Raw genomic sequence first — 26,691 nt, forward strand, 5'->3', positions numbered from 1 at the left:
GCCTCAGACCTCCAGCCGGGTGCGGCGGACGAGCGGGCGGGCGAACAGCTCGGCGAGGTCGCCGGCCTGCTCGTAGCCCTGGATCGGCGTGAACAGCAGCTCGATCGACCACTTGGTCGCGAGCCCTTCCGCCTCCAGCGGGTTGGCGAGGCCGAGGCCGCAGACCGTCAGATCGGGCCTCTCGGCCCGGGCCCGGTCCATCTGCGCGTCGAGGCTCTGGCCCTCGACGATGTCCGTGCCGTCGGGCAGCAGGGCGAGGTCCTCGGCGAGGTGCCCGCGGTGCAGGTAGGGCGTCCCGACCTCGCACAGGCCCATGCCCAATTCCCGCGACAGGAACCGGGCGAGCGGCACCTCGAGCTGCGAATCGGGGAAGAAGAACACCCGCTTGCCGGCAAGCGTCTCGCGGTGGTGATCGAGCGCGCGGGCGGCGCGGGCCCGGCCCGGCGCGGTCGCCGCCTCGAAGCGGCCCTCAGGCACCCCCCACGCGTCGGCTGCGGCCCTGAGCCAGCGCGTCGTGCCCTCCACGCCGAGCGGGAACGGGGCCGACAGGCGCTTGGCGCCGCGGGCCTCCAGCGCCTTGGCGGTGTCGGTCAGGAACGGCTGCGCCAGCAGGAACGTCGTGCTCGGGCCGACGGCCGGCAGCGCGCCGGCCCGGCGCGCCGGCAGGAACGCGACGTTCGCGATGCCGAGCTCGGAGAACAGCCGAAGGAACTGGTCCTCGACCACGTCGGCGAGCGCGCCCGCCACCAGCAGCGACGGGGCGGCGTCGGGCGCTTCCCGCGGCATCTCGGGCACCAGGGCCGCGAGGCAGGCATCCTCTCCCTGCGTGAACGTGGTCTCGATGCCGCTGCCGGAATAGCTCAGCACCCGCACGTCCGGCGAGAAGGTGGTCGAGAGCCGCTGCGCCGCGCGGCTGAGATCGAGCTTGATCACCTCGGAGGGGCACGAGCCGACCAGGAACAGCAGCCGGATGTCGGGGCGGCGCTCGATCAGGCGGCGCACCACCCGGTCGAGCTCCTCGTTCATGTCGGCGATGCCGGCGAGGTCCCGCTCGTCGATGATCGCGGTGGCGAAGCGCGGCTCGGCGAAGATCATCACCCCGGCGGCCGACTGGATCAGGTGGGCGCAGGTGCGCGAGCCGACGACGAGGAAGAACGCGTCCTGGATCTTGCGGTGCAGCCAGACGATGCCGGTCAGCCCGCAGAACACCGCGCGCTGGCCACGCTCCTGCCGGATCGCCACGTCGCCGCAGCCGGGTTCGGCGGTGGCTGCGACGGTCCTCGGCGGGAGGAAGGGCGCGTTCATCGCGCCACCATCGCGGTGCCGGCGACGGGGCGCGGACGCCGTGGCGCCTGCAGCCGCGCCGCCCGCAGCTTCAGCAGGAATTGCGTCGCGTTGACCGCGTAGGAGGCGTAGGCCGCGAGCGCCAGCCACATGAGGCCGGCCGTGCCGAGGAGCCCGAAGCCGAGGGCGCCGAGATAGGCGGTGTGCAGGGCCAGCACGAGCATGCTGACCACGTCCTCCCAGTAGAAGGCCGGGGCGAACAGGTATCGCCCGAACACCGCCTTCTCCCAGATCGAGCCGGTGACCATGATCGCGTAGAGCAGGAAGGTCTTGGCCAACACCGAGAGGTTGGCCGCGGCCTCGCCCTCCCCGGTGGACAGGGTCCGCAGGACCAGCCCCAGGCTGACGAGGAACACGAGGAATTGAAGCGGGGCCAGAAGGCCCTGGACCAGGGTCCAGCGGGTCGCGTCGCGCCGGGCGCGCTCGGCCGACGTGTAGAGTGGTGGTCGTGCCGTCCGGTCGCTGGGACCCATAGCCTCACCCCATCCCTGCTGCGGCGGGCCGCCTCTCGGGAGGGCGGCTTGGGGGAAGCCTAGAAACCGTGCCAAAAAGTGTCAAGCGCGCTTTACGTCAAAATCGTATGACAATGACGTGGAAGCATTCTTATTCGATTCGACCATTGCCAAGTTGCCTCGAAAGCGTATCGTTGAGGTCAAGTCGACCCGAAGAGGCCGACAGCGCCGGGAATCCCAAGCCCGGCCAAGCGTTGTTTTGAATACAAGCAAGCCGTCAGCGACATTGGAGAGGGCCAATGGATGACTTGAGGCGCTCCGAGGGGCGAAACGCCATCCTAGCGCTCGCTCGCGAGATGGCGTCAGCCTGCGAGATCGACCAGCAGGCGCCGCCGCGCCGGCAGCAATTGTCCGATCGCTGGCACGGTCACCTCTCCCGCGTGGTCGAGGCCGAGATCATCCCCCGCCTGATGCTCGCACACCGCATGGAGGCGTCGACGCGCGGCCCGGGGCCGAGAAAGCCGACCGCCGAGGACATCGAGGCCTTCGCCTCCCTCGTGCTGGCGCCGGCCGGCGAGGTGGTGGAGGCGCGCATCGCCGCGCTCGTCGACGACGGCCTCGCCCTCGACAGCCTGCTCCTCGACCTCCTGGCGCCGACCGCGCGGCACCTCGGCGTGCTCTGGGAGGAGGACCTCTGCGACTTCGCCGAGCTGACGATCGCGATGGGCCGCCTGCAGCGGATCATGCACGACCTCGCGCGCCGCTACGGCGGCGAAACAGGAGGGCACCGGGACGGGCACAGCATCCTCCTGAGCCTTTGTCCCGGCGAGACCCACATGTTCGGGCTGTCGATGATCGAGCAGTTCTTTCGCGACGCGGGCTGGGACGTCACGAGCACGGCGCTCGCGCCGGTGGGCGAGATCCTGAACCAGGCGCGGACCGCCTGGTTCGACGTGATCGGCCTGTCGCTCGGCTGCGAGGTGCTTCTGCCGACCCTGACCAAGACCGTCCACGAGCTGCGCCGGGTCTCGTTCAATCCCGGCGTGCGCATCCTCGTCGGCGGCCCGATCTTCGTCGACAATCCGGGGCATATCGAGCGCGTGGGTGCTGATGCCACGGCCACGGATGCGCGTCGTGCTGTGGCCGCCGCCGAGTTCATGCTTGATCTCAGGGCGGGAGCCTGCTGAAAGACCCGATCGACGACTTCACGAAGCGGTGAGACTTGACCAGCTTGGCCACCCACGCTGCGCAGAACCCCTCCGCAGCCCTGAGCAAGACCCTGTCGGCCCTCGGGGGAGAGGCGGCGGGCCTTCTCGTCGCGGCCGCGACCGACCTGTCCCTGGTGGTGGATGCCGACGGCATCATCCGCGACGCGGCCTTCGCCGCCCCGGACCTCGCGGGCCAGGGCTGCGACACGTGGCTCGGGCGGCGCTGGATCGACACCGTCACCGTCGAGAGCCGCCCGAAGATCGACGCGCTGCTGCGCGACGCCGCGCCGGACGGGGTGACGCGCTGGCGGCAGGTCAACCACCCGTCCGTCTCCGGCGACGACCTGCCGATCCGCTACGCCGCGATGCGCCTCGGCACGGACGGCTCGATCATCGCGATCGGCCGCAACCTGCTCGCCATGGCCTCGCTCCAGCGCAAGCTCGTCGAGACGCAGCAGGCGCTGGAGCGCGACTATCTCCGCCTGCGCGGCGCCGAGACCCGCTATCGCATGCTGTTCCAGCTCGGCAGCGAGCCGGTGCTCGTGGTCGACGCGGCCACGCGCCGGGTCACCGAGGTCAACCCCGCCGCGGTCCGGCTCCTCGGGCGTACCGAGAAGCGGATCCTCGGGCTGGACGTGGTCGAGCTGTTCGAGGCGGCGAGCGGGCGCGAGATCGAGCTGCTGTTCTCCGGCCTGCGCGCCACCGGCAAGGCCGAGGATCTCGAGACCCGGCTCGCCGGAAGCCGCGGGCAGGCGCGGATCTCGGCATCGCTGTTCCGGCAAGGCAGCTCGGCGAGCGCGCTGCTGCGGCTGAGCGATTCCGCGATCGGCGACGCCGCGTCGCCCGAGCGGCGCGGCCCGCTCCTCGACGTCATCGAGGGCATTCCCGAAGGGTTCGTCGTCACCGACCTGTCGCGGCGGATCCTCACCGCCAACGGGGCCTTCCTCGACCTCGCCCAGGTCGCGACCGTGGAGCAGGCGCGCGGCGAGCTGATCGACCGCTGGATCGGCCGCGAGGAGACCGAGGCCGCGACCCTGTTCGCGACGCTGGCCGAGCACGGCTCGGTCCGCCACTTCGCCACCGGCCTGCGCGGCCTTCTCGGATCCGTCGAGGAAGTCGAGATCGCCGCCGTCGCCGTGCCGAACGCCCGCCCGCCCTGCCTCGGCTTCACCATTCGCGGCACGCCGCGCCGTGCCGTGGCGACGGCGGTGTCGGGCGGGCACGAGCTGCCGCGCTCGGTCGAGCAGATGACCGAGCTGGTCGGCCGCGTCTCGATGAAGAACCTCGTGCGCGAGACCACCGACCTGATCGAGCGTCTCTGCATCGAGGCGGCCCTGCGGATCACCCGCGACAACCGGGCTTCGGCCGCCGAGATGCTCGGGCTCAGTCGCCAGGGCCTCTACGCCAAGTTGCGCCGCTACGGCATCGGCGATCTCGACGGGCCCGACTATCCCGACGCCTGAGCGCAATCCGCTCGGCCTGCCTCCACCCGCGAAGCGCGACGTCCGCCGCCGGAACGATCGTGAATGGACCGTCCGTCGGCATTCGACCTCGCCCGCTTGGTTTCAGCTTGGCACTACTCCTACCTTCATGTGTCCAAGTTTTCGATCATCTGTCGTGTCATCTCTGCTTGACACTTCGTAGGGCGAGATCCTAGCCTCGCACCATGGCGACACCGGCTCCCAGCGCACTCGTCGAACTGCTCAAGCCGATCACGTGGTTCGCGCCGATGTGGGCCTTCGCCTGCGGCGTGGTCTCGTCGGGGCAATCCACCAACGGGCAATGGCCGGTGATCATGGCCGGCGTCGTGCTCGCCGGGCCGCTGGTCTGCGCCACCAGCCAGGCGGTCAACGACTGGTACGATCGCCACGTCGACGCGATCAACGAGCCGAACCGCCCGATCCCGTCCGGCCGCATGCCCGGCCGCTGGGGGCTCTACGTCGCCGGGGCCTGGACCGGGCTTTCGCTCCTCGTCGCCGCCGCGCTCGGGCCCTGGATCCTCGGCGCGGCGATCTTCGGCCTCGTCCTGGCATGGCTCTACAGCGCGCCGCCGATGCGCCTGAAGAGCAACGGCTGGTGGGGCAATTCCGCCGTGGCGATCTGCTACGAGGGGCTGCCGTGGTTCACCGGCGCCGCCGTAATGGCCGCCACCGTGCCCGACCGCCGCGTCCTGATCGTCGCGGCGCTGTACTCGATCGGCGCCCACGGGATCATGACCCTGAACGACTTCAAGTCGGTGGAGGGCGACACCCTCACCGGCATCCGCTCGCTGCCGGTCCAGCTCGGCATCGCGGGGGCCGCCCGCTTCGCCTGCCTCGTGATGACCGTGCCGCAGGTGGCCGTGATCGCGTTCCTCTACGGCTGGAGCCGGGGGTGGCACGCCGCGATCGTCGGGCTGCTGCTCGTCGGGCAGATCGCGCTGATGCGCCGGCTGCTCGCCGCGCCGCGGGCGAAGGCCGCCTGGTACAACGGCACCGGCACCACCCTCTACGTGCTCGGCATGCTGGTTTCCGCCTTCGCGCTCCGCCCGCTCGTGGGAGCCCCGTGATGGCCGCGCCCGCCTCATCGTCATTCACATCTTCGTTCTCTTGGGCGCAGATCGTCCGTCTCGGCCTCGTCCAGACCGCGCTGGGCTCCGTCGTCGTGCTGATGACCTCGACCATCAACCGGGTGATGGTGGTGGAGCTGGCGCTGCCCGCCATCGTCCCGGGCGCGCTGGTCGCCTTGCACTACGCGGTGCAGGTGCTGCGCCCGCGCTGGGGCTACGGCTCGGATGTCGGCGGCCGCCGCACGCCGTGGATCGTAGGCGGCATGGCCGCCCTGGCGCTCGGCGGCTTCCTCGCCGCGGCGGCGACGGCGCTCGCCGAGACGAACCTCCCCGCCGGCCTTTCGCTCGCGATCCTCGCCTTCTTCTCCGTCGGCATCGGCGCGGGCGCGGCGGGAACCTCGCTCCTCGTCCTGCTCGCCACCGGCGTCGAGGATCGGCGCCGGGGTGCCGCCGCCACCATCGTCTGGGTGATGATGATCGCCGGCTTCGCGGTCACGGCGCCGCTGGCCGGGCACTTCCTCGATCCGTTCTCCGGCGCGCGCCTGGTCGCGGTCTCCGGCACCGTCTCGCTCGCGGCGTTCGCCCTCGCGTGCCTGGCCGTGCGCGGGGTCGAGCCAACCGTCGCGCCGGTGCGATCGGAGACCGCCGGCTCTGCGAAGGCGCCGTTCCGGGCGGTGCTCGCCAAGGTCTGGTCCGAGCCGGCCTCGCGCCGCTTCACCGTGTTCATCTTCGTGGCGATGCTGGCCTACAGCGCCCAGGAGCTGATCCTCGAGCCGTTCGCCGGCCTCGTCTTCGCGATGACGCCGGGCACCACCACCAAGCTCGCCGGCCTCCAGCACGGCGGCGTGCTCGCCGGGATGCTGCTGGTCGCGGGTCTCACCATGGGCGTCGGCGGACCCTGGCTCGGCTCGCTCAAGCTCTGGACGGCCTTGGGCTGCGCCGGCTCCGGCGCGATGCTCGTCGGGATCGCGGCCGGCGGCCTCGTCGGGCCGGAGTTTCCGTTACGCGCCGTGGTCTTCGGCCTCGGCCTGTTCAACGGCGTCTTCGCGGTCGCCGCGATCGGCTCGATGATGGGGCTCGCGGGCGCCGGCGGCGAGGCCGAGCGCGGCACGCGCATGGGCGTGTGGGGCGCGGCGCAGGGCGTGGCCTTCGGCGCCGGCGGCTTCCTCGGCACCGTCGCGGTCGACCTCGCCCGCCTCGTCACCCCGGAAGCCGTCCACGCCTACGCCGCCGTCTTCCTGGCGGAGGCGCTGCTGTTCGTGCTCGCCACCCTGATCGCGCTGCGGATCGAGCATGCGGGCGCCACCCGCGTGCCGCGCGCGCAACGCCGGGCGGCGCTCGATCTCCGGTTCGAGCCGCGGTTCTAGGGCGTTTTCAGGCGAGGTGGATGCCGGCTCGCGTGAAGGACATCCGACCCGACGACGAGAGAGCGTTTTTTTGATCCGGCGATCTGGGAAGACGCTCCAAGCGCCGCCCGCCGAAACCAACGCCAGGGAGCACAGCATGTCCGAAGCCCCCGAATTCTTCGATTGCGTCGTGGTCGGCGGCGGTCCCGCCGGCGCGACGGCGGCGACCGACCTGGCGCGGATGGGCCGCAGCGTGCTGCTCCTCGACAAGCCGGGGCGGATCAAGCCCTGCGGCGGCGCGATCCCCCCGCGGGCGATCCGCGATTTCGCCATCCCCGACGCGCAGATCGTCGCCCGCATCAAGCTCGCGCGGATGATCGCGCCCTCCGACACGGCCGTCGACATGCCGGTCGGCGACGGCTTCGTCGGCATGGTCGACCGCGAGCATTTCGATCCGTGGCTGCGCGATCGGGCCTCGCTCGCCGGCGCCGACCACCGCCCCGGCACCTACGAGCGCATCGTCCGCGACGGCGCCGGCACCACGGTGCATTACCGCGTCGGTGACGCGGCGCGCACGGTGCGGACCAAGCTGGTGATCGGTGCCGACGGGGCCTCGTCCCCGGTCGGCCGGGCCGAGATCCCGGGCCATGCCGGGATGCGCCAGGTCTTCGCCTACCACGAGATCGTCCGGCCGCCGGCCGACGGCAGCGGAGCCTACGCGGCCACGCGCTGCGACGTGTTCTACCAGGGCAAGCACTCGCCCGATTTCTACGCCTGGATCTTCCCGCACGGCGAGACGATCAGCATCGGCACCGGCTCGGCGCGGAAGGGCTTCTCGCTGCGCACCGCGATCCGCAACCTGCGCGAGTCGACGGGGCTGGCGGCGGGCGAGACGGTCCGCCGCGAGGGTGCGCCGCTGCCGCTCAAGCCGCTGAGGAAGTGGGACAACGGCCGCGACGTCCTGCTCACGGGGGATGCCGCCGGCATCGTCGCCCCCGCATCCGGCGAGGGCATCTACTACGCGATGCTCGGCGGCCGGCTCGCCGCCGACGCGGCCGACGCGTTCCTCAGGACGGGCGATGCCCGCGCCCTCGCTCAGGCCCGCCGCCGCTTCATGAAGCTGCACGGGCGGGTGTTCCTGATCCTGCGGATCATGCAGGCGGTCTGGTACCGCAACGACGCCCTGCGCGAGCGCTTCGTCTCGATCTGCCGCGACAAGGACGTGCAGCAGCTCACCTGGGAAAGCTACATGAACAAGGAGCTGGTGCGGAAGAAGCCGATGGCGCACGTGAAGATCTTCTTCAAGGACATGGCGCACCTGTTCCGCTGGGTCTCGCCTTGAGCGAGGTCTGGATGCCGGCGGCGATCGCCACCCTGTCCGCGCTCGTGGTGGCCCTGGCCGGCGGCGTGCTGACCACCACCGGCCCGTGGTACCGCGCCCTGCGCAACCCGGCCTGGAAGCCGCCAGACTGGGCGTTCGGCCCGGTCTGGGCGACGATCTTCGCGCTCTGCGTCGTCTCCGCCGTGATCGCCTGGAGCGAGGCCGACGAGCCGCAGCGCGTCGTGCTGCTCGCGGCCTACGCCGTGAATGCCGTGCTCAACATCGCCTGGAGCGCGCTGTTCTTCCGCGCCGAGCGGCCGGACTGGGCATTCTTCGAGCTCGTCCTGCTCTGGCTCTCGGTGGCGGCGCTGATCGCCGTCACGCTGCCGGTCTCGGGCGTCGCGGCGGTGCTGCTGGCGCCCTACCTCCTCTGGGTGACGATCGCCGGCTTCCTCAACCGCGCCATCGTGCGGCTCAACGGCCCGTTCGGAGCCGCGTGATGGCGGAGTGGTTCGCGACCGGCCGGATCGTCGACGCGATCCTCGTGCTCGTCGCCGCCGAGGCCGCGATCCTGCTCGCGTTCCGGTGGCGGACGGGTCGCGGGCCGGCGCCGGTGCCGCTCCTGTGCAACCTCGTCTCCGGGGCGGCGCTGATGCTGGCCGTGCGTGCGGCCCTGGTCCAGTCGCCCTGGCCGGTCGTCGCCGGCTGGATGCTGGTCTCGCTCGGCGCCCATCTCGGGGACCTCGTGCCGCGCCTGCGCAACCCGGCCGGCCTGACGCTTGGTCGCACCGGCGCCCCTGGCGTGCCAGGAACTTCCGACGCGGCGGCCGCGTTCAACGCGCGGCCGCGAAGCTGAATTATTATGCTTCTCACTTGCCACAACCGGAGATTAGGCATCATGCGTGGCTTCCTCGCTCTGGCCGCGACCTCCGGTTTTCTGCTGGGTTCCAGCCTGCCGATCGCGGCCTTCGCGCAGGAGGCTGCCGGGGGCGCGAGCCAGGATCTGGTGAAGCGCGGCGAGTATCTCGTCACCGCCGGCGATTGCGTCGCCTGCCATACCGGCCCGAGCGGCAAGCGGCTGGCCGGCAACTACGTCCTCAACACGCCGATCGGAAAGATCCGCACCCCCAACCTGACGCCCGACGACGAGACCGGCCTCGGCAAGTGGACGGAAGCGGACTTCGTCAAGGCGATGCACGAGGGCATCGACAACGAGGGGCACTACCTCTACCCGGCCTTCCCCTTCGCCTGGTACACCAAGGTGACGACCGACGACGTCAAGGCGATCTGGGCCTACCTGCGCTCGCTCGAGCCGGTGAAGGAGCCGCGCAAGGACAGCGAGATCCCGTTCCCGTTCAACATCCGCACCGCCCTGATCACCTGGCGCACCGCCTTCTTCACGCCGGGCGAGTGGAAGCCCGATCCGAACGCCACCGCCGAGGTCAACCGCGGCGGCTACCTCGTCGAGGGGCTCGGCCACTGCGGCATGTGCCACAACGAGAATAAGATCGTCGGCAACAGCAGCCTCGCGGGCAAGCTCGGCGGTGGCGTGATCGACGGCTGGTACGCCCCGAACATCACCCCCGACGGCCACCAGGGCATCGGCGCCTGGACCGAGGAGCAGGTGGTGACCTACCTGAAGACCGGCACCGCCCCGGGCGACAAGCCCGGTGTCGCCGCCGGGCCGATGCGCCAGACCATCGAGGAATCGCTCTCGAAGATGACGGACGCCGACCTCAAGGCCATGGTCGCGTATCTCCGGACCTACCAGGCCAAGCAGACCTACAAGTCCAAGGACCTGCAGGCCTACGACACCACCGGGGCGCCGGGCGCGGGCGTCTACCTCAGCTACTGCTCGTCCTGCCACCAGCCCGACGGCAAGGGCGTCGAGGGTGCGATCCCGGCGCTCGCCGGCAACACCTCGGTCCAGTCGGCCGGCCCGGAGACGGTGCTGCGCGTGATCTACGGCGGGCTCGGCGCGCAGAGCGGCTACGCGCCGATGACCGCGATCGGCCAGGGCATGACCGACCAGCAGGTCGCCGACGTCACCGACTACATCCGCAACTCCTGGGGCAACAGCGCTCCCGTCCTGAAGTCCGGCGTCGCCGCCGACGCGCGCAAGGCGACGAGCACCATGCTCGCCGGCAATGCGCCCTGCGCCGAGATCGAGCAGCCGGACGTGGCCAAGGCCGTGGCCGACGCCGGTGCCGCGGAACAGCTGAAGGGCCTCAAGCAGGAGGACTTCATTCCGCGCATCGATGCGCTCCTGCCGAAGATCAAGTCGGCGCTGCCCGCGGGACGGGACGACGACATCGTCAACGGCCTGACCACGGCATTCTGCAAGGCCGCCAAGCCGGAGACCGACGACGTGAAGCTGCCCTGGCACGCGACGATCGGCAGCTTCAGCAACCTCGTCTACAGCCAGCTCAAGCACCCCGAGCGGCAGGCCAGCACGATGCCGGCCCCGGCGATGCCGAAGCCGAACTGAGCCACGGGCAACCGGTCGCGGGCGGCCTGACGAACCAGCGCGCGATTGGCGCGTTGGCCGGCCGCGCCGACGAGGGGATGTCGCGGTGTCGCTCGATTCCGCAATCCCGGTCTTTTCAAAACCATGACGCATCAGACCTGTGACGTGGCCGTCATCGGGGCCGGCACGGCGGGGATCGCCGCGTTCCGTGCCGCCGAGGCGGCGGGCGCCGACGCCGTGCTGATCGAACGCGGCCCCGGCGGCACCACCTGCGCACGCGTCGGCTGCATGCCATCGAAGCTGCTCGTCGCGGCCGCGGCGGCGGCCCACGACGCGCGCCGCGCCAGCCTGTTCGGCGTCGCGGTGTCGGGCGTATCGGTCGACGGCCCCGCGGTGATGGCGCGTGTGCGGGCCGAGCGCGACCGCTTCGTCGCCGGGGTGCGCGACGGGCTCGACGCGATCCCGTCGGCCAAGCGGCTCGCCGGCGAGGCGCGGTTCCTCGACGCCCGGACGCTCGCGCTCGACGACGACCGCCGCGTGGCGTTTCGGGCGGCGGTGATCGCCACGGGATCGAGCCCGAGCATTCCGAAGCCGCTCGCGCCGCTGGGCGACGCCGTCCTGACCACCGACACCGTGTTCGAGCTTCCCGACCTTCCGGCGTCGCTGGCGGTGATCGGCGGAGGGCCCGTCGGCATCGAGATCGCCCAGGCGATGGCGCGCCTCGGCGTGCGCGTCGACCTCTTCGACACCGGGTCGGGCCTGGCCGGCCTGAGCGAGCCCGGCCTTCGGAAGGACGCGGCCGCGATCTTCTCCGACGAGATGGCCTTGCATCTCGGGTCCGAACTCGTCTCGGCCGAGCCCGTCGACGGCGGGGCGCAGCTGACCTGGGCGGAGGCCGACGGCACCCGTCGCACCGGCACCTTCGCCCGGGTGCTCGCAGCCGCCGGCCGGCCGCCCAACGTCCGAGGCCTCGACCTCGCGCAGGCCGGGCTTCGTCTCGACGAGAAGGGCATGCCGGCCTTCGACACCCGGACCCTGCTCTGTGCGGGAGCGCCCGTGCTGATCGCGGGCGACGCCAACGCGGTGCGACCGGTCCTGCACGAGGCGAGCCGCCAGGGCGGGATCGCGGGGCGGAACGCGGCGGCCCTCGCCGCGGGCCGAGCCCTCGCGGCGCCGGAGCCCTGGCCGGCGCTCGCCATGGTGTTCACCCACCCGCAGGCGGCGAGCATCGGTGCGCCGTTCGATCCCGAGGCGGGCGACGGGCGCGTAGTCGGCGGGATGTCGTTCGACGACCAGGGCCGGGCGCGGGTCGAGGGCGTCAACCGGGGCGGCATCCGGCTCTGGGCGGATCGGGACGGGCGCCTGCTCGGCGGCGAGATGCTCGGGCCGTCCTGCGAGCACCTCGCCCATCTCGTGGCGCACGCGATCGGCGACGGACGGACCGTCGACGACCTTCTGGCGCGGCCGATCTACCATCCCACCGTCGAAGAGGGACTTGCGAGCGCATTGTCCGATCTTATACAACCGCTGAAGGGATGATCGCCGGACGCCGGACGGTCGTGACCGATCCTTCATCTTGCCGCATCGCGGATACCATTGCGCCCGCCCGTCCCACGGGTCATACCGGGCCGCAGATGACGCGGTCCCATTCCTGATGTCCACGATCGTTGCCGCGGGCAATGCGATCGACCTCGACGCCCTGACGGCGGAAGAGCGCGATGGCCTCGATATCGGGGTGATCGGGCTCGACGCCGCCGGGACGATCGTGTCGTTCAGCGAGGGGGCGAGCGCGCTCTCGGGCCTCGCCAGCGCCGCCGTGATCGGCCGCAACTACTTCCGCGAGGTGGTGCCAAGCACCAACGTCCCCGGGTTCTTCGGCCGCTTCCTCGCGGGCACCCGCCGCGGGCACCTCGACGAAAGCTTCGACTTCGTGTTCGGGCGCATGCCGCAGCCCCTGCGCGCCCGCGTGCGGATGCGGAGCGGCAAAGGTGTCACCTGGCTCACGATCACCCCGGTGGAGACCCTCGGCGCGGGCCAGTCGCGCGAGGCGGTGATGGCCGCCATCGGCCGCCGCGTCCGGGCCGAGCCGGTCGATCCCCAGCTCTGCGAGCGCGAGCCGATCCACATCCCGGGCTCGATCCAGCCGAACGCGGTGATGCTGGCGGCCGATGCCGGCACGCTCGAGATCCTGGCCCACAGCACCAACGTCCGCGACGTGCTCAGCCGCGCGCCGGAGCGGATCGCCGGCCTGCCTCTGGCCGAGGTCCTGCCGACCGCCTTCGTCGAGACGATCCGCCAGCGCCTCGCCAGCGCCACCCTCGACGACGGGCGCTCGATCCGCCGCACGCTCAAGCTCGCGGGCGACGACCATGCCAGCTACTACGCCATCGTCCACGCCCATTCCGGCCGGGTCATCGTCGAGCTGGAGCTCGAGCCCGAGCATCCCGAGGACTTCCGGGTCGCGACCCAGACCGACTCGGAACTCGCCGTCACCCGCCTCCGGGCCGCCGAGACGCTGAGCGGGGCCGCCCGCATCGCCGCGCTCGAGGTCCGGGCGCTCACCGGCTTCGAGTGCGTGCTGGTCTACCGCTTCGACGCGGACTGGAACGGCGAGGCGATCGCCGAGGACAAGGTGCCGGATTGGTCGCGCGCCCTGCTCGGGCTGCGGTTCCCGGCCTCCGACATCCCGGCCCAGGCGCGCGCGCTCTACACCAAGGCCAAGAGCCGCTTCGTGATCGATCGCGATTCGGTGCCCGTGCCCCTGGTCGCGGCGCCGGCGGCCGGCAACGGCCCGATCGACCTCACCTTCGCGCAGCACCGCACGCTCTCGCCGATCCACCTGGAGTACCAGCGCAACCTCGGCGTGAACGGCTCGATGTCGATCTCGATCATGGTCGAGGGGCGGCTGTGGGGCCTGATGATCGGCCATCACCGCCACCCGCACTACGTCGCGCCCGAGACCCGCGCCGCCGCGACCGTGCTCACGGACGCCTTCGCCATGCGCGTGCAGGAGATCGAGGCGCGCCGGCTCTGGACCGAGCGCAAGGCCCATCTCGACACCGAAGGACGCCTGGTCCGCGGCCTGACCCGGTCGGACGACTTCGTCGCGGCGCTGACCGGCGGCTCGACCACCCTCCTCGACCTGTTCGGGTCGACCGGCGCGGCGATCGTCTCCGGCGCGCGCGCGACCCTGATCGGCACGACGCCCCCGGACGAGGCCGTCCGCGCGATCGGCGACTGGCTGAAGGAGATCCTGGCGCCGGGCGAGACCACCTATGCCAGCGCCAACTTCTCCGCGCAGTGTCCCGCCGCCGCCCCGCACCGCGAGATCGCGAGCGGCGTGCTCGCCGCGTTCGTCGACGAATCCCGCGAGAACCTGCTGATCTGGTTCCGCCCGGAGGTGTCGAGCACGGTGACGTGGAGCGGCGATCCGCGGAAACCGGTGCTCGCCGGCAACGGGCCCGTCGCGGTGCTGCCGCGGCGCTCGTTCGAGCGCTGGGTCGAGGAGCGCACGGGCTTCGCCAGCCCCTGGGCCGACTGGCAGGTGTCGCTGGCCGGCTCCCTCGCCCACGCGGTCGAGGGCGTCGTCCTGCGCCAGCGCCGCAAGATCGACGAGCTCACCGGCCTCCTCGCCGAGAAGGAGCGCCTGCTCGCCCAGAAGGATCTCCTGACCCGCGAGATCGACCACCGGGTGAAGAACTCGTTGCAGATCGTCTCGGCCTTCCTGCAGATGCAGCGGCGCCAGGTCTCCGATCCGGCCGCCCGGCAGGCCTTCGCCGACACCTCCGCCCGGGTGATGAGCGTCGCCCGCGTCCACGACAGCCTGTATCAGGCGGAGAACGTCGAGGAGGTCGACCTCGGCCAGACCATCGAGGCGCTTTGCACCGACCTCGCCGGCATGGCGGGCGGCGGCCATGCCGTCGACCTCACCGCCGAGCCCGGCCTGATGGTGCCCTACCGCAAGGCCGTGGCGCTCTCGCTGATCGCCACCGAGCTCGTCACCAACGCCTTCAAGTACGCCGCCAAGCCCGAGGGCGTCGGCCGCGTGGCGGTCACCGTCTCGGCCCACGGCCCCGGCAGCGTGCGGCTGCGCGTCTGCGACGACGGCGAGGGCCTGCCCGAGGGCTGGTCGGAGACCAAGCCCCGCGCCAACGGCACCGGCGTCGGGCTCGGGATGAAGCTGATCCGGGCGATGCTCGACCAGATCAACGCCCGTCTCGACGTCGACAACGCGCCCGGCGCCTGCTTCACGATCACGGCGTGAGCCTGCACCAGCGGCTGCGCGCCGCCACCGCCTCGTCGCATCAGGGTCTCGAGGACGCACTCGACTGGCGGGCGTGCGTCGCGACGCTGCCCGGGTATCGCGACCTGCTCGCCCGCTTCCATGGATTCCATGCGGCCTACGAGCCGGCGATCGGGCTTGCGCTCGCCGACGAGGCGTTCTGGGGCCCGCGCCGGCGCTTCGCCGCGCTGGCGGCGGACCTCGCCCATCTCGGGATGCCGGACGCCGAGATCGCCACCCTGCCCCGGCCCTCGGCCGTGACGTTCGCGGACGAGGCCGCGGCGATGGGGGCGCTCTACGTGCTCGAAGGCTCCACGCTCGGCGGCCAGGTCATCGGCCGGCACATCGGCGCGGTGCACGGGCTGACGCAGGCGGGCCTCGCCTATTACCGCGCCCATGGCCGGCAGACCGGCGTGATGTGGAACGCCTTCCGCGCGCGGCTCGATCGCCTGTCGGGCGATCCGGAGGCGGAGGCGGCCGCCCTGGCGACCGGCACCGCGACGTTCGACGCGCTTCGGATCTGGCTGTGCGCGCCGGATTCGTCCGCCGCGTGCGGGGCCGGCTGAGGCGCAGGCCGCCTCAGCCCTCGCGATCCCGCCCGAGCAGCCCGTCGACGAAGGCTTCGAGGCCGATCCGCCGCGTGCGCTTGAGGCGCTCGGCGGCCAGGATGCCGCGCAGGGCGTCGAAGGCGTTCTGCAGGTCGTCGTTGACGATGACGTAGTCGTACTCGCTCCAGCGCTGGATCTCGACGCGGGCGTTGGCGAGCCGCTTCTCGATGGTCTCCGGGCTGTCCTCGGCCCGGCGCTCCAGGCGGTGGCGCAGCTCCTCCAGGCTCGGCGGCAGGATGAACACCGTCACCACGTCGTCGGCGAGCTTGGAGCGGACCTGGCGGGTGCCCTGGTAGTCGATGTCGAAGATCATGTCCCGGCCGGCGCTGAGCACCTTCTCCACCGGGCGGCGCGGCGTGCCGTAGAAGTTTCCGTGGACCTCGGCCCATTCGAGCAGGTCGTCGCGGCTGCGCAGGTCGTCGAAGGCCTCGCGCGCGATGAAATGGTAGTGGCGCCCGGCGATCTCGGACGGGCGCCGGGCGCGGGTCGTCACCGAGATCGACAGGTCGAGACCCCAGCCGCCGTCATCGGCGATGGCGCGCGTCAGGGTGGTCTTGCCGGCGCCCGACGGCGAGGACAGGATCAGGATCAGCCCGCGGCGGGCGATCGAGTCCGAGACCGATGGGGAGGGGGCGTCCGTCATCCGCGTGCCCCGGCCGTGTCTCGCGCGCCCATCGCCTCAGTCCCGCTACTCGACGTTCTGAACCTGCTCGCGGAATTGCTCCACCACGGCCTTCAAGTCGAGTCCGATTCGCGACAGCGCCACGTCGTTGGCCTTGGCGCACAGGGTGTTGGCCTCGCGCCCAAGCTCCTGGGCCAGGAAATCGAGGCGCCGCCCGATCGCGCCGCCCGCCGCCAGGAGCTCGGACACCGCTTCGAGGTGGGCGCGCAGGCGGTCGAGCTCCTCGCGGACGTCGGCCTTGGCCGCCATCATCACCGCCTCCTGATGCAGGCGCTCGGGATCGAGGCCGCCGGCGTCCAGCAGGCCCACGACGGAGGCCGCGAGACGGGCGCGGATCGCCTCGGGCTTGCGCGCCGGGCAATCCTCCGCGGCCTGCGTCAGCACGCCCATCCGCGCGACCTGCGCCGCGACGATCTCCGCGAGCGCCCGGCCCTCGGCGCGGCGGGCCTCGACGAGGTCGGCTACGAGCCGCACGACGCCCTCCGCGAGGTCGCGCGCCAGCGCGTCCTGCTCGGTGGAGGCCTCGTCCTCGGCCTCGACGACGCCGCGGATCGACAGCAGCCCGTCCATCGTCGCGGGCGCGATCCCCTCCGGAACCGGCACGCGGGCGACGGCCTCGGCGAGCCGCGCCAGCAGCGCCTCGTCGATCCGCACCCGCGCCTTGCTCTCCGGCTTCGTCAGGTTGAGCGAGAGCTGGCACTGGCCGCGGGCCAGCGTCTTCTGCAGGGCGGTGCGCGCGACCTCGCCGACGGAATCGTATCCGTTCGGCACCCGAAGCCGCACGTCGAGCCCGCGGCCGTTGACGCTGCGGACCTCCCAGGCCCACTGCACCGGCCCGGTGGTGCCGGCGGCCCGGGCGAACCCGGTCATGCTCGCGATCATGGTCTTGCGATGCCCTGCGTTGCGGCGCCGAGGTTTCGTCGTGCGGGACGCCTAAACGAAGGCGTTCACCTCCACCGTGAACCCGCCCGGCGCCTGGAAATAGAACGTCACCCGCCCGTGCTCCTCGCGCGGGGTCTCCGGGGCGAAGCCGCCTTCGGTCAGCCGTGCGTGGATCGCGTGGACCTGCTCCACCCGCTCCTGGATGAAGCCGATATGGAAGATCTTGGGGTAGGTCGCATCCTTCACGCGGAACAGGCTGAGGATGCCGCCGCCGTCGTCGGCGAGGAAGGCCATCTTGTCGTTGACCGGCATCGCGGTGCGGCGCAGCCCGAAATAGGTCTCGAACATCGCGACCGTGGCCGGGACCTCGGTGACGCCGAGGTTGACGTGGTTCAGGTGCATCGGCTCGTCCTGATGGCGCGTGCGAGCGGCGCCGCAGCGCCGGGGACGATCACGGTTGCTTCAGCACCGGCACGGTCTTGGGCGAGCCGAGGTCGTAGGTCCTGTTCTTCAGCGGATCGAGCTTGGTGCCCTCCGAGGCGTCGAAGGCCTTCGGACGCGGCCCGCCCGCCCCGACGGTCGCCCCGTCCAGCGCGTAGGCGCTCGTCGGCGGGGCGAAGGCCGAGGCCCGGTTCGGCACCGCGGCGGGATCGGCGGGCGGCTCGGCCTTGTCGACGCCGGCGGCATCCGGCGTCGTGGCCAGGCGGGCCTTCTCGACCTGGCGCCAGCGCGCGACGTTCTTCTGGTGGCCGTCGAGGCTCTCGGCGAAGGCGTGCCCGCCGGTGCCGTCGGCGACGAAGAACAGGTCCTTGGTCCGCGACGGATTGGCGACCGCCTCCAGGGCGGCGCGGCCGGGATTGGCGATCGGGCCGGGCGGCAGGCCCTCGATCACGTAGGTGTTGTAGGGCGTCGCCCGGTCGATCTCGGAGCGCTGGATGCCGCGCCCGAGGGTGCCGCGCCCGCCGACCAGCCCGTAGACGATGGTCGGGTCCGATTGCAGCTTCATCCGCTTGTTCAGGCGGTTGACGAACACGCCGGCCACCCGCGGCCGCTCGTCGGCGCGCCCGGTCTCCTTCTCGACGATCGAGGCCAGCGTGACCATCTCGGCCGGCGTCCGCACCGGCACGTCGGCGCTGCGGCGCAGCCAGATGTCGTTGAGGACCTTGCGCTGCTTCTCGCGCATCAGGTTGACGATCTGCTGGCGGCTCGCGCCGCGCTCGAACTTGTAGGTGTCGGGCAGCAGCGAGCCCTCGGGCGGGATCTCGCCGACCTCGCCGGTGAGCACGTCGTTCTCGTTGAGGCGCATCACGATCTGCTCGGAGGTGAGCCCCTCGGGGAAGGTGATCGCGTGCTGGACCTGCCGGCCCGTGGTCACGGTGTCGATCGCATCGCTGATGCTGGCATGGGCCTTGAAGGTGTACTCGCCGGCCTTCAGCGGCGGGCGCCCGCCGAACCGGGCGGCGAACTCGAAGAGCCCGACATGGTCGATCACGCCTTCGCGCTTCAGGATTTCGGCGATCTCGCCGGTGCCGCTGCGGGACGGGATCACGACCACCTTGTCGGCGGCGAGCGGGCCGGGCTCCTGCACCTGCCGCTGGAACAGCGTCAGCCCGAGCATCACGGCGATGGCGATCACCACCGCGAAGGTGAGCAGCCCGCTGATGGTGGCGAGAAGCCCGCCGCGGCGGCGCTCGGGCCGCTCGGGCGGCGGCGGGGCCGCGGTCGGCTTGATCGCCTCGTTCGGCGAGCGGGGGGAGAGGCGCTGCGGCTGGGCCGGCTCGTCGAAGGTGAGCGGCTGCGGCGGCACGTGCGTCTGACGTCGACGGAAGAACATCGGGATCCTGCTCGGGCTCGCGCCGGCGACGAGGGCGGTGCCGGGCGCGCATGCGCGACGGGGCGGCGATCACGAAGGATCGCCGCAGGGTACCGGAAACTACGCCGGTTTGTGGCGAAATTGCCGTTGCGCGCTGCACGCGCCCCGGCTGGTCGACAGACAGGCCGATCCGGTCAGCGCGGTTTCGGGGGCGTCGGCGCGATCCGCGTCCCAGAAGGCTGGCAGGTCGCGCAGAAGAAGGTCGAGCGGCCGGATTGCACGATCCGGCCGACGGTCCCGCCGCAGCCCTTGGTGCGGCAGGCCTCGCCGACCCGGTCGTAGACGCGGAACGCCTGCTGGAAGGCGCCCGACGTGCCGTCGGTGTGGGCGTAGTCGCGCAGCGTCGAGCCGCCGGCGGCGACCGCCTCGGTGAGCACCTCGCCGATCACCCTGGCCAGCAGCCGGGCCTTCGGCGTCGGCGCGCCGTCGGCCTTGGCCAGCGTGCCCGCGGCCGCCTCGGGGTGGAGGCCGGCCCGGTGCAGAGCCTCGCAGACGTAGATGTTGCCCAGGCCCGCGATCAGGCGCTGGTCGAGGAGCGCGGCCTTCAGCGGCGTGATCTTGTGGCGAAAGAGCCGCGCGATGGTCTCGGCCGTCAGATCCGCGCTCAGGGGCTCGATGCCCATGCCGGCGAAGTGCCGGCACGCGGCGAGCGTGTCGGTGGGCACGAGGTCCATGAAGCCGAAGCGGCGGGCGTCGTTGTAGGTGACGGTGGCGCCGTTCCCCATCGCCATCACCACGTGGTCGTGCTTGGGCGTGCCGAGCGCCCCGTCGAGGTAGAAGTCGCCGGGCGACGTGTTGCTGCCGTCGGGCATCGCCACGTCGAAGCGGCCGCTCATGCCGAGATGCATGATCAGCGTCTCGCCCGAATCGAGGCCGGCCGTGAGGTACTTCGCCCGCCGCGCGAGGCCGGTGACCCGGCGCCCCTCCAGGCGCGCGCAGAAGCGCTCGGGGAACGGGAAGCGCAGGTTCGGGCGGCGCAGGGTGACGCGGCTGAAGGTGGCCCCGACCATCGCCGGCGCGAGGCCGCGCCGCACCGTCTCGACCTCTGGAAGCTCGGGCATTGTCCTGTGGCCGTCCCTCGGCAAATCGGATGGTGGAAGGCGGATCGTGGAGGCCGGGTATCGGCCCGGGCCGCCGCCGCCGCAATCCCGGCCGACGGGCGAGGCTTCGCCGCCCACGGCCGGCCGTCCCCACCGCGTCTTACGACGCATGGCGGATCGCGTCCGGCTTCGCTATGAGGCGCGAGGGCGCAGACGGGCAGGACTTCATGACGGTGGCGGACGAGACGACGGGCGCGCGGGACGGCACGACGGGGGCGCAGGAGACCGATTTCGGCTTCGAGCGTGTGGCCCTGGCCGAGAAGCAGGCGCGCGTCGACGACGTGTTCCGCTCGGTCGCCAAGCGCTACGACCTGATGAACGACCTGATGTCCGGCGGCCTGCACCGGGCCTGGAAGGCGCAGCTCATCGCGATGCTGCGCCCGTCGCGCACGCGGCCGTTCCGCCATCTCGACGTGGCCGGCGGCACCGGCGACGTCGCCTTCCGCGTCCTCGAGGCCGGCGGCCCGCAGGCCTCGGTCACCGTGCTCGACATCAACGAGGCGATGCTGCGGGTCGGCGCCGAGCGCGCCGGGGCGCGCTTCGACGGGCGCATCGACTTCGTCACCGGCAACGCCGAGACCTTGCCCCTGCCGGACGCGACCTTCGACGCCTACACCATCGCCTTCGGCATCCGGAACGTGCCGCGGATCGAGCTGGCCCTGCAGGAGGCCCGCCGCGTGCTGAAGCCCGGCGGCCGCTTCCTGTGCCTGGAATTCTCCAAGGTCGACCTGCCGGTGCTCGACAAGATCTACGACGCCTACTCCTTCCACGTGATTCCGCGGCTCGGCGCACGGGTCGCGGGCGACGCGGAATCCTACCGCTACCTCGTGGAATCGATCCGGAAGTTCCCCTCCCCCGGGCTGTTCGCCGGGATGATCGAGCAGGCCGGCTTCCGCCACGTCACGCACCGGCCGCTCTCGGGCGGCATCGTCGCGATCCATTCCGGCTGGAAGGTCTCGTGACCGACCCGAGCCGCCGGGCGGCGCGATGATCGCCGCCGCGGTCAACCTCTTCCGCGGGGCCCATGTCGGCTTCGTGCTGGCGCGCGAGGGCGCGCTGGCGCTCGTCGACGCCTCCGAGCTGCCGCCGCACCTGCGGCTCGGGCTGCGGATCGTCCGGTTGTTGGAGCGGCCGGGCCTCGGCACCGGCGCGGCCCGGCTCTCGGCCGGCCTGACCCGGCTCGGCCCGTCCTACGTCAAGTTCGGGCAGTTCCTCGCTACCCGCCCCGACATCGTCGGGATGACCGCGGCCCGCGACCTCGAGATGCTGCAGGACCGGGTGCCGCCCTTCCCGCAGGCGGTGGCCGTGAAGGTGGTCGAGGCCGCCTTCGGCAAGCCGATCTCCGCCCTGTTCGTCGCCTTCGGCGAGCCGGTGGCCGCGGCCTCGATCGCGCAGGTCCACAAGGCGGTGGTCCACGATGCCGACGGCACCCAGCGCACGCTCGCCGTGAAGATCATGCGGCCGGGCGTGCGCGAGCGCTTCCAGCGCGACGTGGAGGTGATGCGCCTCCTCGCGCGCATCGTCCACGTGCTGTCTCCGCAAGCCGAGCGCCTGCGCCCGCGCGACGTGGTCGAGATCCTGGCCCGCTCCGTGACCATGGAGATGGACTTCCGGCTCGAGGCCGCCGCCGCCTCGGAGCTCGCGCAGAATACCGCGGAGGACGACGATTTTCGCGTGCCGCGGCCCGAATGGGAGCTGATCGCCCGCGACGTGCTCAGCTGCGAATGGATCGACGGCACCCGCCTCCACAGCGCCGCCGCGCTTCGGGAAGCCGGCCACGACCCGCACGCGATCGGGCGCACAGTGATCCAGAGCTTCCTGCGCCAGGCGATCCGCGACGGGTTCTTCCACGCCGACATGCACCAGGGGAACCTGTTCGTGGACGCGGCCGGCAAGCTCGTAGCGGTGGATTTCGGCATCATGGGCCGGCTCGGGCGCAAGGAACGGCGGTTCCTCGCCGAGATCCTGCTCGGCTTCATCATGCGCGACTACCGCCGCGTGGCGCAGGTCCACTTCGAGGCGGGCTACGTGCCGGCGCACCACTCGGTCGACGACTTCGCCCAGGCGATCCGCGCCATCGGCGAGCCGATCCACCAGCGCCGCGCCGACGAGATCTCGATGGCGAAGGTGCTGACGCTGCTGTTCGACATCACCGCCCTGTTCGACATGAGCACGCGCACCGAGCTGGTGATGCTGCAGAAGACCATGGTGGTGGTGGAAGGCGTCGCCCGCAGCCTCGATCCCAAGCTCGACATGTGGACCTCGGCCGAGCCGGTGGTCCGCAGCTGGATCACCCGCAACCTCGGCCCGGCCGGGCGCCTGGAAGGGGCGGCCCACGCCGCGCGCACCCTCACCGACATCGTCGCCGACGTGCCGGACCTCGCCCTGCGGCTCCGGCGCCTGATCGTCCATGCCGACGAGGCGGGCACGGGCGACGCACGCCGCCTGGAGCGCATCGCCCGCAACGAGCGCCGCAACGCGCTGTGGCAGACGCTGGCCCTGTGGGCGATCGCGGCGGGCGTGCTGGTGGCGGCCTTGCGATAGGCCGGGACGGCGAAGCCGCCCGCTTCGGAGCGTTCCGTCAGGCGGCGCGACCCTGTCGCGGCGCATCCGCGACGGCGGCTGCGCAGGGGTCGATCCCGTGCGTGTCGACGGGGCCCGGGCGACCGAACAGGTAGCCCTGCACCTCGGCGCACCCGGCCGCTCTCAGGAACGCGAGTTCCGCGACGGTCTCGACGCCCTCGGCGACCACCGGCAGGCCGAGCCCGCAGCCGAGCCCGAGGACAGCGCGCACGATCGCCGCCGTCTGGGCGTTGGTGTCGACGTTGCGCACGAAGGACCGGTCGATCTTGATCCGGTCGAAGGGGAATGCCCGGAGGTTGGCCAGCGACGAGTAGCCCGTCCCGAAATCGTCCATGGCGATGCCGACGCCGAGCGTCCGCAACTGGCGCAGCGTCGCCACCGCACGGTCGAAGTTGCGGATCAGCGCGGTCTCGGTGATCTCCAGCTCCAGCCGCGCGGCCGGCAGCCCGGTCTCGACCGGAACCGCGTGCACCTGCGCGGCGAAGGCCGGATCGTGGACCTGGACCGCCGAGACGTTCACCGCCACCCGCAGGGGCGACGCCCAGGCCGCGGCCTCGCGACAGGCGGTGCGAAGCACCCACATCCCGATCGCCGAGATCGTTCCGCGCTCCTCGGCCACCGGGATGAAGACGTCGGGCGGGACGAGCCCTCGTGTCGGATGGGTCCAGCGCGGCAGGGCCTCGAAGCCGAGCAGGGCGCCGCCCGCGGCCGCGACCTGCTTCTGGTACTCGAGGTGGAACTCGCCGCGCGCCAGGGCCTGTTCGAGGTCGCGTTCCAAGGCGTGACGCTCGCGCACGGCGATGCCCATCTGGGGCTCGAAGAAGCGGTAGGTCCCCCGGCCCTCGGCCTTGGCGCGGTAGAGCGCCGTATCGGCATGGCCCATCAGGCCCTGGCGCTCCACGGCGTCCTGCGGGCACAGGGCGATGCCGATGCTGACCCCGACGATCGCGTCGGCGGGCCCGCCCGAGGCCTGCGCCGCGAGGGACGCGAGAATGGACTTCGCCAGGCGCTCGGCAGCGTCCGGCCCGGTCCGTCCGGCCATGAGGATGGCGAACTCGTCGCCGCCGAGGCGTGCCAGGATCTGGTCGGGGCCGAGCAGCCCGGTGACGCGGCGGGCGACCCTATTCAGCATCGCGTCGCCGGCCGCATGGCCGAACAGGTCGTTGACCGCCTTGAACCGGTCGAGGTCGAGGCAGAGCACCGCGATCGGAACGCCGGTCTCGACCGCCGCGCCCACGGCGCGATCGAGGCGCGCGTTGAAGGCGGAGCGGTTGAGCAGGCCCGTCAGGGCATCGTGGTGGGCGAGGTACCGGATGTGCCGCTCGGCGTGCTTGCGCTGCCGGATGTCGCGGACCGCCAGGGCATGATGCGGCTTGCCCGCAAAATCGATCCGCCGAAGGATCACCTCCGCCTCGATGACCGCGCCGGCGCCGTCGCGCAGGCTCAGCTCGACCGGCTGCCCGATGACGTAGGCGAGCCGATCCCAGGTCCGGGGCTCGTCGAGGAAGGCGGTGACCGACAGGCCCGTCATCGCTTCGTGCGAGAGGCCGACGAGCCGGCTGAAGCTGATGTTGGCCGTGACGATCCGGCACCGGTCCAGGACGATCAGACCCTCGACCGCCGCGTTGGCGAGGCCGCGCATGCGCTCCATCTCGGCGCGCGCGCGACGCTGCTCGCGAAGGCTCAGCGCGTAGGCCGTCGCCGTGAGGACGAACACGATGAGGCTGGCCACCGCGACGGCGCCGGCGAGCCATCCCGGCGGCATCGCCTGGGGCGACAGGGCCGCCAGCGGGTTCTCGGTGATCGTCACCCCGGCCATGCCCACCGCGTGATGCGCGCCGATCGCCAGCGCGAGCAGGCCTGCGCTGCCGAACAGGGAGGTGAGCGAACGGGCATGCACGGCGATGGAGACGGCGACGGCGGAAAGGAGCTCACCGATCAGGATCGACGCGAACACGAAGGCCGGATCCCAGCGCAGACGTCCCGTGACCTCGAAGGCCGCCATGCCGGTGTAGTGCATCGCGGCGATGCCGAAGCCGACCACGACCCCCCCGAGCCAGGACGCCCGCGGCGTCTCGGACAGGGCGATCCGCAGGCCCAGGCCGGTGAGGCCGATCGCGAAGACCAGCGAGAGGACGGTCAACTCGGAATCGTAGGCGCTCGGGATGCTCGGCTCGAACGCCAGCATCGCGATGAAGTGGGTCGCGAAGATGCCCGACCCGCTGGAGATCGCCGCGACCACGAGCCAGGTCGATCGCGCGCGGCCGCTGGCGGTGCCGGCGTGGCGGAGAAGCCGGATCGCGGTCAGCGCCGCGATCGCGCAGATCACGCCCGCCAGGACGACGAGGCGGAGGTCGTGCCGGGCCGTGAAGCAACCGAGGACGGTCAACATGCGCGCAGGTCCGAAATCGCCTCGGCCGAGCTCCAGGCGGCGCGGTCCGATCCTCCGGCCTCTCCCGAACGGATGGAGCCTGTGAGACGACGCTGCGTGGTGCGACCTTGGGGCGGTTCGAGTAGCAGGTTGCGATAATTTTCTTAAAGATGTCTTACCGCTCAGATTTCGTGCGTGAGGCGCAAGTCGAAGATGTTAACCGCGGTTTCCGCGTACGGCGTTCCACTTCCCGTCATCTGGAGTGTGAGGTACGAGTACCCATCAAGCGAACTCAGAAGTTGTAATTCAACTTCTGAGAAGCGCAACCCTACACGGCCGCCGTGCGAAAGCCCGCGAAGATGTCGCGGCGATCCGGCCCGAAGAAGTTGCGGTAGGCGTTGTCGACCATCCGCCCGCGGGTGATCCAGGCGCCGCCGCGCAGCACCTTCCGCGTGCCGAAGGCGGGCTCGGAATACTCGCGGTAGGCATCGGGCGAGAAACCCGGATAGGGCAGGAAGTCGCTCGCGGTCCATTCCCAGACGTTGCCGATCATCTGGCGGCAGCCCCAGGCGCTGTCGCCCGCTTCGTGGGCGGCCACGTCGACGCAGCCGAGGCGGCCGCCGTCGAGGTTGGCGCGGGTCGCATCCGGTGCCGCCTCGCCCCAGGGATAGCGGCGTTTCGCCTGCCCCATCGCCCCGCCCGGGGTCGGGGCGGTGGAGGCCGCGACCTCCCATTCGGCCTCGGTCGGCAGGCGGCGGCCGGCGAAGGCGCAGTAGGCGGCGGCCTCGTACCAGCCGACATGGACCACCGGCTGGTGCGGGGCGAGGTCGGAGACGCCGTCGAAGCGCCGGACCCGCCAGCCCGCCCCGTCCGGCTGCCAATGCGCGGGGTGCTCCGCCCCGCTCCGGCAGCGCCAGCGCCATCCTTCCGCGTCCCAGAACGACGGCTCGCGATAGCCGCTGGCGGCGACGAAGGCGGCGAACTCCGCGTTGGTCACCGGCGCCCGCGCGATGCGGAACGGCGCGACCTCGACCGGGTGCGCCCACTTCTCGTTGTCGAACACGAACGCCTCGCCCGGCTCGGCGCCAAGCCGGAAGGTGCCGCCGGGGATCGCCGCGTCGCCCGGCCACGGCCCCTCCGCGACCGGGGCGAGACCGGCCGAGGCGGCGAAGGACGGCGCCGGGTATCCGAGCGTCTGGCGCGAATAGGTGAAGGCCTCGCCGTGCATGTCCTCGTGGTAGGTGGTCAGCCGGTAGCGGTAGGCTTCCTCGGCGGTCGGCGGGCCGTCGAGGCGCCGGACCAGCGCATCGTGGACGCGGCCCATGTATCCGAGCGTGACGTCGAGCGGCGGCAGCGCGCGCACCCAACGGTCGTCGTGGGCGAGCACCGCGGAATTGTAGACCGCGTCGGCATCCGTGATCGCGGGTTCCGCCCCGTCGAGGGCGCGCAGGATGAAGTGCTCGTGGAACCAGGCGAGGTGCCCGATCTCCCACAGCAGCGGGTTGACGATGTCGAGCCGCGGCCCGATCAGCCGCTCGGCATCGAGCCCGGCCACCAGCTCGAGGGTCCGGGCGCGGCTGTCCTCCAGCATCGCGATGAGTTGTGTGGCGTCGGTCATGGCACC

22 protein-coding genes are annotated in these 26,691 nt (G+C 71.8%); 13 read left to right on the plus strand and 9 right to left on the minus strand.

Translation table 11 applies throughout. From position 1 onward, the window contains the following. Nucleotides 1-3: 3 nt before the first annotated feature. Nucleotides 4-1,305, minus strand: coding sequence for a ferredoxin:protochlorophyllide reductase (ATP-dependent) subunit N (locus MKK64_RS02210; protein WP_243932076.1), 1,302 nt, complete (start codon nt 1,303-1,305; stop codon nt 4-6). Then, nucleotides 1,302-1,817, minus strand: coding sequence for a 2-vinyl bacteriochlorophyllide hydratase (gene bchF, locus MKK64_RS02215; protein WP_147841440.1), 516 nt, complete (start codon nt 1,815-1,817; stop codon nt 1,302-1,304). Before bchF ends, MKK64_RS02210 begins: the two co-directional genes overlap by 4 nt. Before the next feature lie 335 nt (nt 1,818-2,152). Between bchF and MKK64_RS02220 the strand changes: the two genes are divergently transcribed. From MKK64_RS02220 to MKK64_RS02270, 11 genes are all read left to right on the plus strand, one after another. Beyond that, nucleotides 2,153-2,983, plus strand: coding sequence for a B12-binding domain-containing protein (locus tag MKK64_RS02220; protein ID WP_243932077.1), 831 nt, complete (start codon nt 2,153-2,155; stop codon nt 2,981-2,983). A gap of 35 nt (nt 2,984-3,018) precedes the next feature. Then, nucleotides 3,019-4,467 carry a transcriptional regulator PpsR gene (gene ppsR, locus MKK64_RS02225; protein WP_147728497.1) on the plus strand — a complete coding sequence of 483 codons (1,449 nt, stop codon included), beginning with the start codon at nt 3,019-3,021 and terminating at the stop codon, nt 4,465-4,467. 203 nt (nt 4,468-4,670) lie between these two features. Further along, complete coding sequence (gene chlG / locus MKK64_RS02230) at nt 4,671-5,552, plus strand: chlorophyll synthase ChlG (protein ID WP_243932078.1); 882 nt, start codon at nt 4,671-4,673, stop codon at nt 5,550-5,552. Beyond that, the gene (locus MKK64_RS02235) at nt 5,552-6,919 is read left to right on the plus strand and encodes a BCD family MFS transporter (protein ID WP_147858409.1); all 1,368 of its coding nucleotides are present in this window, start codon (nt 5,552-5,554) and stop codon (nt 6,917-6,919) included. Before chlG ends, MKK64_RS02235 begins: the two co-directional genes overlap by 1 nt. A 136-nt stretch (nt 6,920-7,055) precedes the next feature. Further along, the gene (locus MKK64_RS02240) at nt 7,056-8,240 is read left to right on the plus strand and encodes a geranylgeranyl diphosphate reductase (protein ID WP_147728828.1); all 1,185 of its coding nucleotides are present in this window, start codon (nt 7,056-7,058) and stop codon (nt 8,238-8,240) included. A gap of 11 nt (nt 8,241-8,251) precedes the next feature. Further along, a complete protein-coding gene (locus MKK64_RS02245; protein WP_147728829.1) occupies nt 8,252-8,719 on the plus strand; it encodes a TspO/MBR family protein in 468 nt (155 codons plus the stop codon). Further along, on the plus strand, nt 8,719-9,075 hold the full coding sequence (locus tag MKK64_RS02250; protein ID WP_243932079.1) for a hypothetical protein: 357 nt from the start codon (nt 8,719-8,721) through the stop codon (nt 9,073-9,075). Before MKK64_RS02245 ends, MKK64_RS02250 begins: the two co-directional genes overlap by 1 nt. Nucleotides 9,076-9,117: 42 nt before the next feature. After that, nucleotides 9,118-10,707: a c-type cytochrome gene (locus MKK64_RS02255; protein ID WP_147841444.1), complete on the plus strand. Its 1,590-nt coding sequence runs from the start codon at nt 9,118-9,120 to the stop codon at nt 10,705-10,707. 123 nt (nt 10,708-10,830) lie between these two features. Then, the gene (locus tag MKK64_RS02260; RefSeq protein ID WP_243932080.1) at nt 10,831-12,225 is read left to right on the plus strand and encodes a dihydrolipoyl dehydrogenase; all 1,395 of its coding nucleotides are present in this window, start codon (nt 10,831-10,833) and stop codon (nt 12,223-12,225) included. A 115-nt stretch (nt 12,226-12,340) separates the two neighbouring features. Further along, nucleotides 12,341-14,950, plus strand: a complete 2,610-nt coding sequence (locus MKK64_RS02265; protein ID WP_243932081.1) for a histidine kinase dimerization/phosphoacceptor domain -containing protein — start codon at nt 12,341-12,343, stop codon at nt 14,948-14,950. Next, a complete protein-coding gene (locus tag MKK64_RS02270; RefSeq protein ID WP_243932082.1) occupies nt 14,947-15,534 on the plus strand; it encodes a biliverdin-producing heme oxygenase in 588 nt (195 codons plus the stop codon). Before MKK64_RS02265 ends, MKK64_RS02270 begins: the two co-directional genes overlap by 4 nt. 13 nt (nt 15,535-15,547) lie before the next feature. Here the strand turns inward: MKK64_RS02270 and gmk are convergent, their stop codons facing one another. From gmk to mutM, 5 genes are all read right to left on the minus strand, one after another. After that, a complete protein-coding gene (gene gmk, locus MKK64_RS02275) occupies nt 15,548-16,219 on the minus strand; it encodes a guanylate kinase (RefSeq protein ID WP_147728705.1) in 672 nt (223 codons plus the stop codon). A 45-nt stretch (nt 16,220-16,264) separates the two neighbouring features. Further along, a complete protein-coding gene (locus tag MKK64_RS02280) occupies nt 16,265-17,128 on the minus strand; it encodes a YicC/YloC family endoribonuclease (protein ID WP_243932083.1) in 864 nt (287 codons plus the stop codon). Nucleotides 17,129-17,191: 63 nt separating this feature from the next. After that, a complete protein-coding gene (locus MKK64_RS02285) occupies nt 17,192-17,542 on the minus strand; it encodes a VOC family protein (protein ID WP_243932084.1) in 351 nt (116 codons plus the stop codon). A 49-nt stretch (nt 17,543-17,591) separates the two neighbouring features. Further along, complete coding sequence (gene mltG / locus MKK64_RS02290) at nt 17,592-18,974, minus strand: endolytic transglycosylase MltG (protein WP_243932085.1); 1,383 nt, start codon at nt 18,972-18,974, stop codon at nt 17,592-17,594. A 173-nt stretch (nt 18,975-19,147) separates the two neighbouring features. Continuing rightward, on the minus strand, nt 19,148-20,074 hold the full coding sequence (mutM, locus tag MKK64_RS02295; protein ID WP_147729354.1) for a bifunctional DNA-formamidopyrimidine glycosylase/DNA-(apurinic or apyrimidinic site) lyase: 927 nt from the start codon (nt 20,072-20,074) through the stop codon (nt 19,148-19,150). A 206-nt stretch (nt 20,075-20,280) separates the two neighbouring features. Here mutM and ubiE point away from each other — a divergent pair, with 206 nt between their 5' ends. Both ubiE and ubiB read left to right on the plus strand, forming a co-directional pair. Then, nucleotides 20,281-21,075 carry a bifunctional demethylmenaquinone methyltransferase/2-methoxy-6-polyprenyl-1,4-benzoquinol methylase UbiE gene (gene ubiE / locus MKK64_RS02300; protein ID WP_147729355.1) on the plus strand — a complete coding sequence of 265 codons (795 nt, stop codon included), beginning with the start codon at nt 20,281-20,283 and terminating at the stop codon, nt 21,073-21,075. Between the two features lie 25 nt (nt 21,076-21,100). After that, a complete protein-coding gene (ubiB, locus tag MKK64_RS02305) occupies nt 21,101-22,657 on the plus strand; it encodes a 2-polyprenylphenol 6-hydroxylase (RefSeq protein WP_243932086.1) in 1,557 nt (518 codons plus the stop codon). Nucleotides 22,658-22,694: 37 nt separating this feature from the next. Here the strand turns inward: ubiB and MKK64_RS02310 are convergent, their stop codons facing one another. Further along, nucleotides 22,695-25,088, minus strand: a complete 2,394-nt coding sequence (locus tag MKK64_RS02310) for an EAL domain-containing protein (RefSeq protein ID WP_243932087.1) — start codon at nt 25,086-25,088, stop codon at nt 22,695-22,697. Nucleotides 25,089-25,395: 307 nt separating this feature from the next. Next, nucleotides 25,396-26,685, minus strand: a complete 1,290-nt coding sequence (senA, locus tag MKK64_RS02315; protein ID WP_243932088.1) for a selenoneine synthase SenA — start codon at nt 26,683-26,685, stop codon at nt 25,396-25,398. Nucleotides 26,686-26,691 lie beyond the last annotated feature (6 nt).

This window comes from Methylobacterium sp. E-025 (genome assembly GCF_022829705.1).
In the GTDB taxonomy this organism is placed as follows: Bacteria; Pseudomonadota; Alphaproteobacteria; order Rhizobiales; family Beijerinckiaceae; genus Methylobacterium.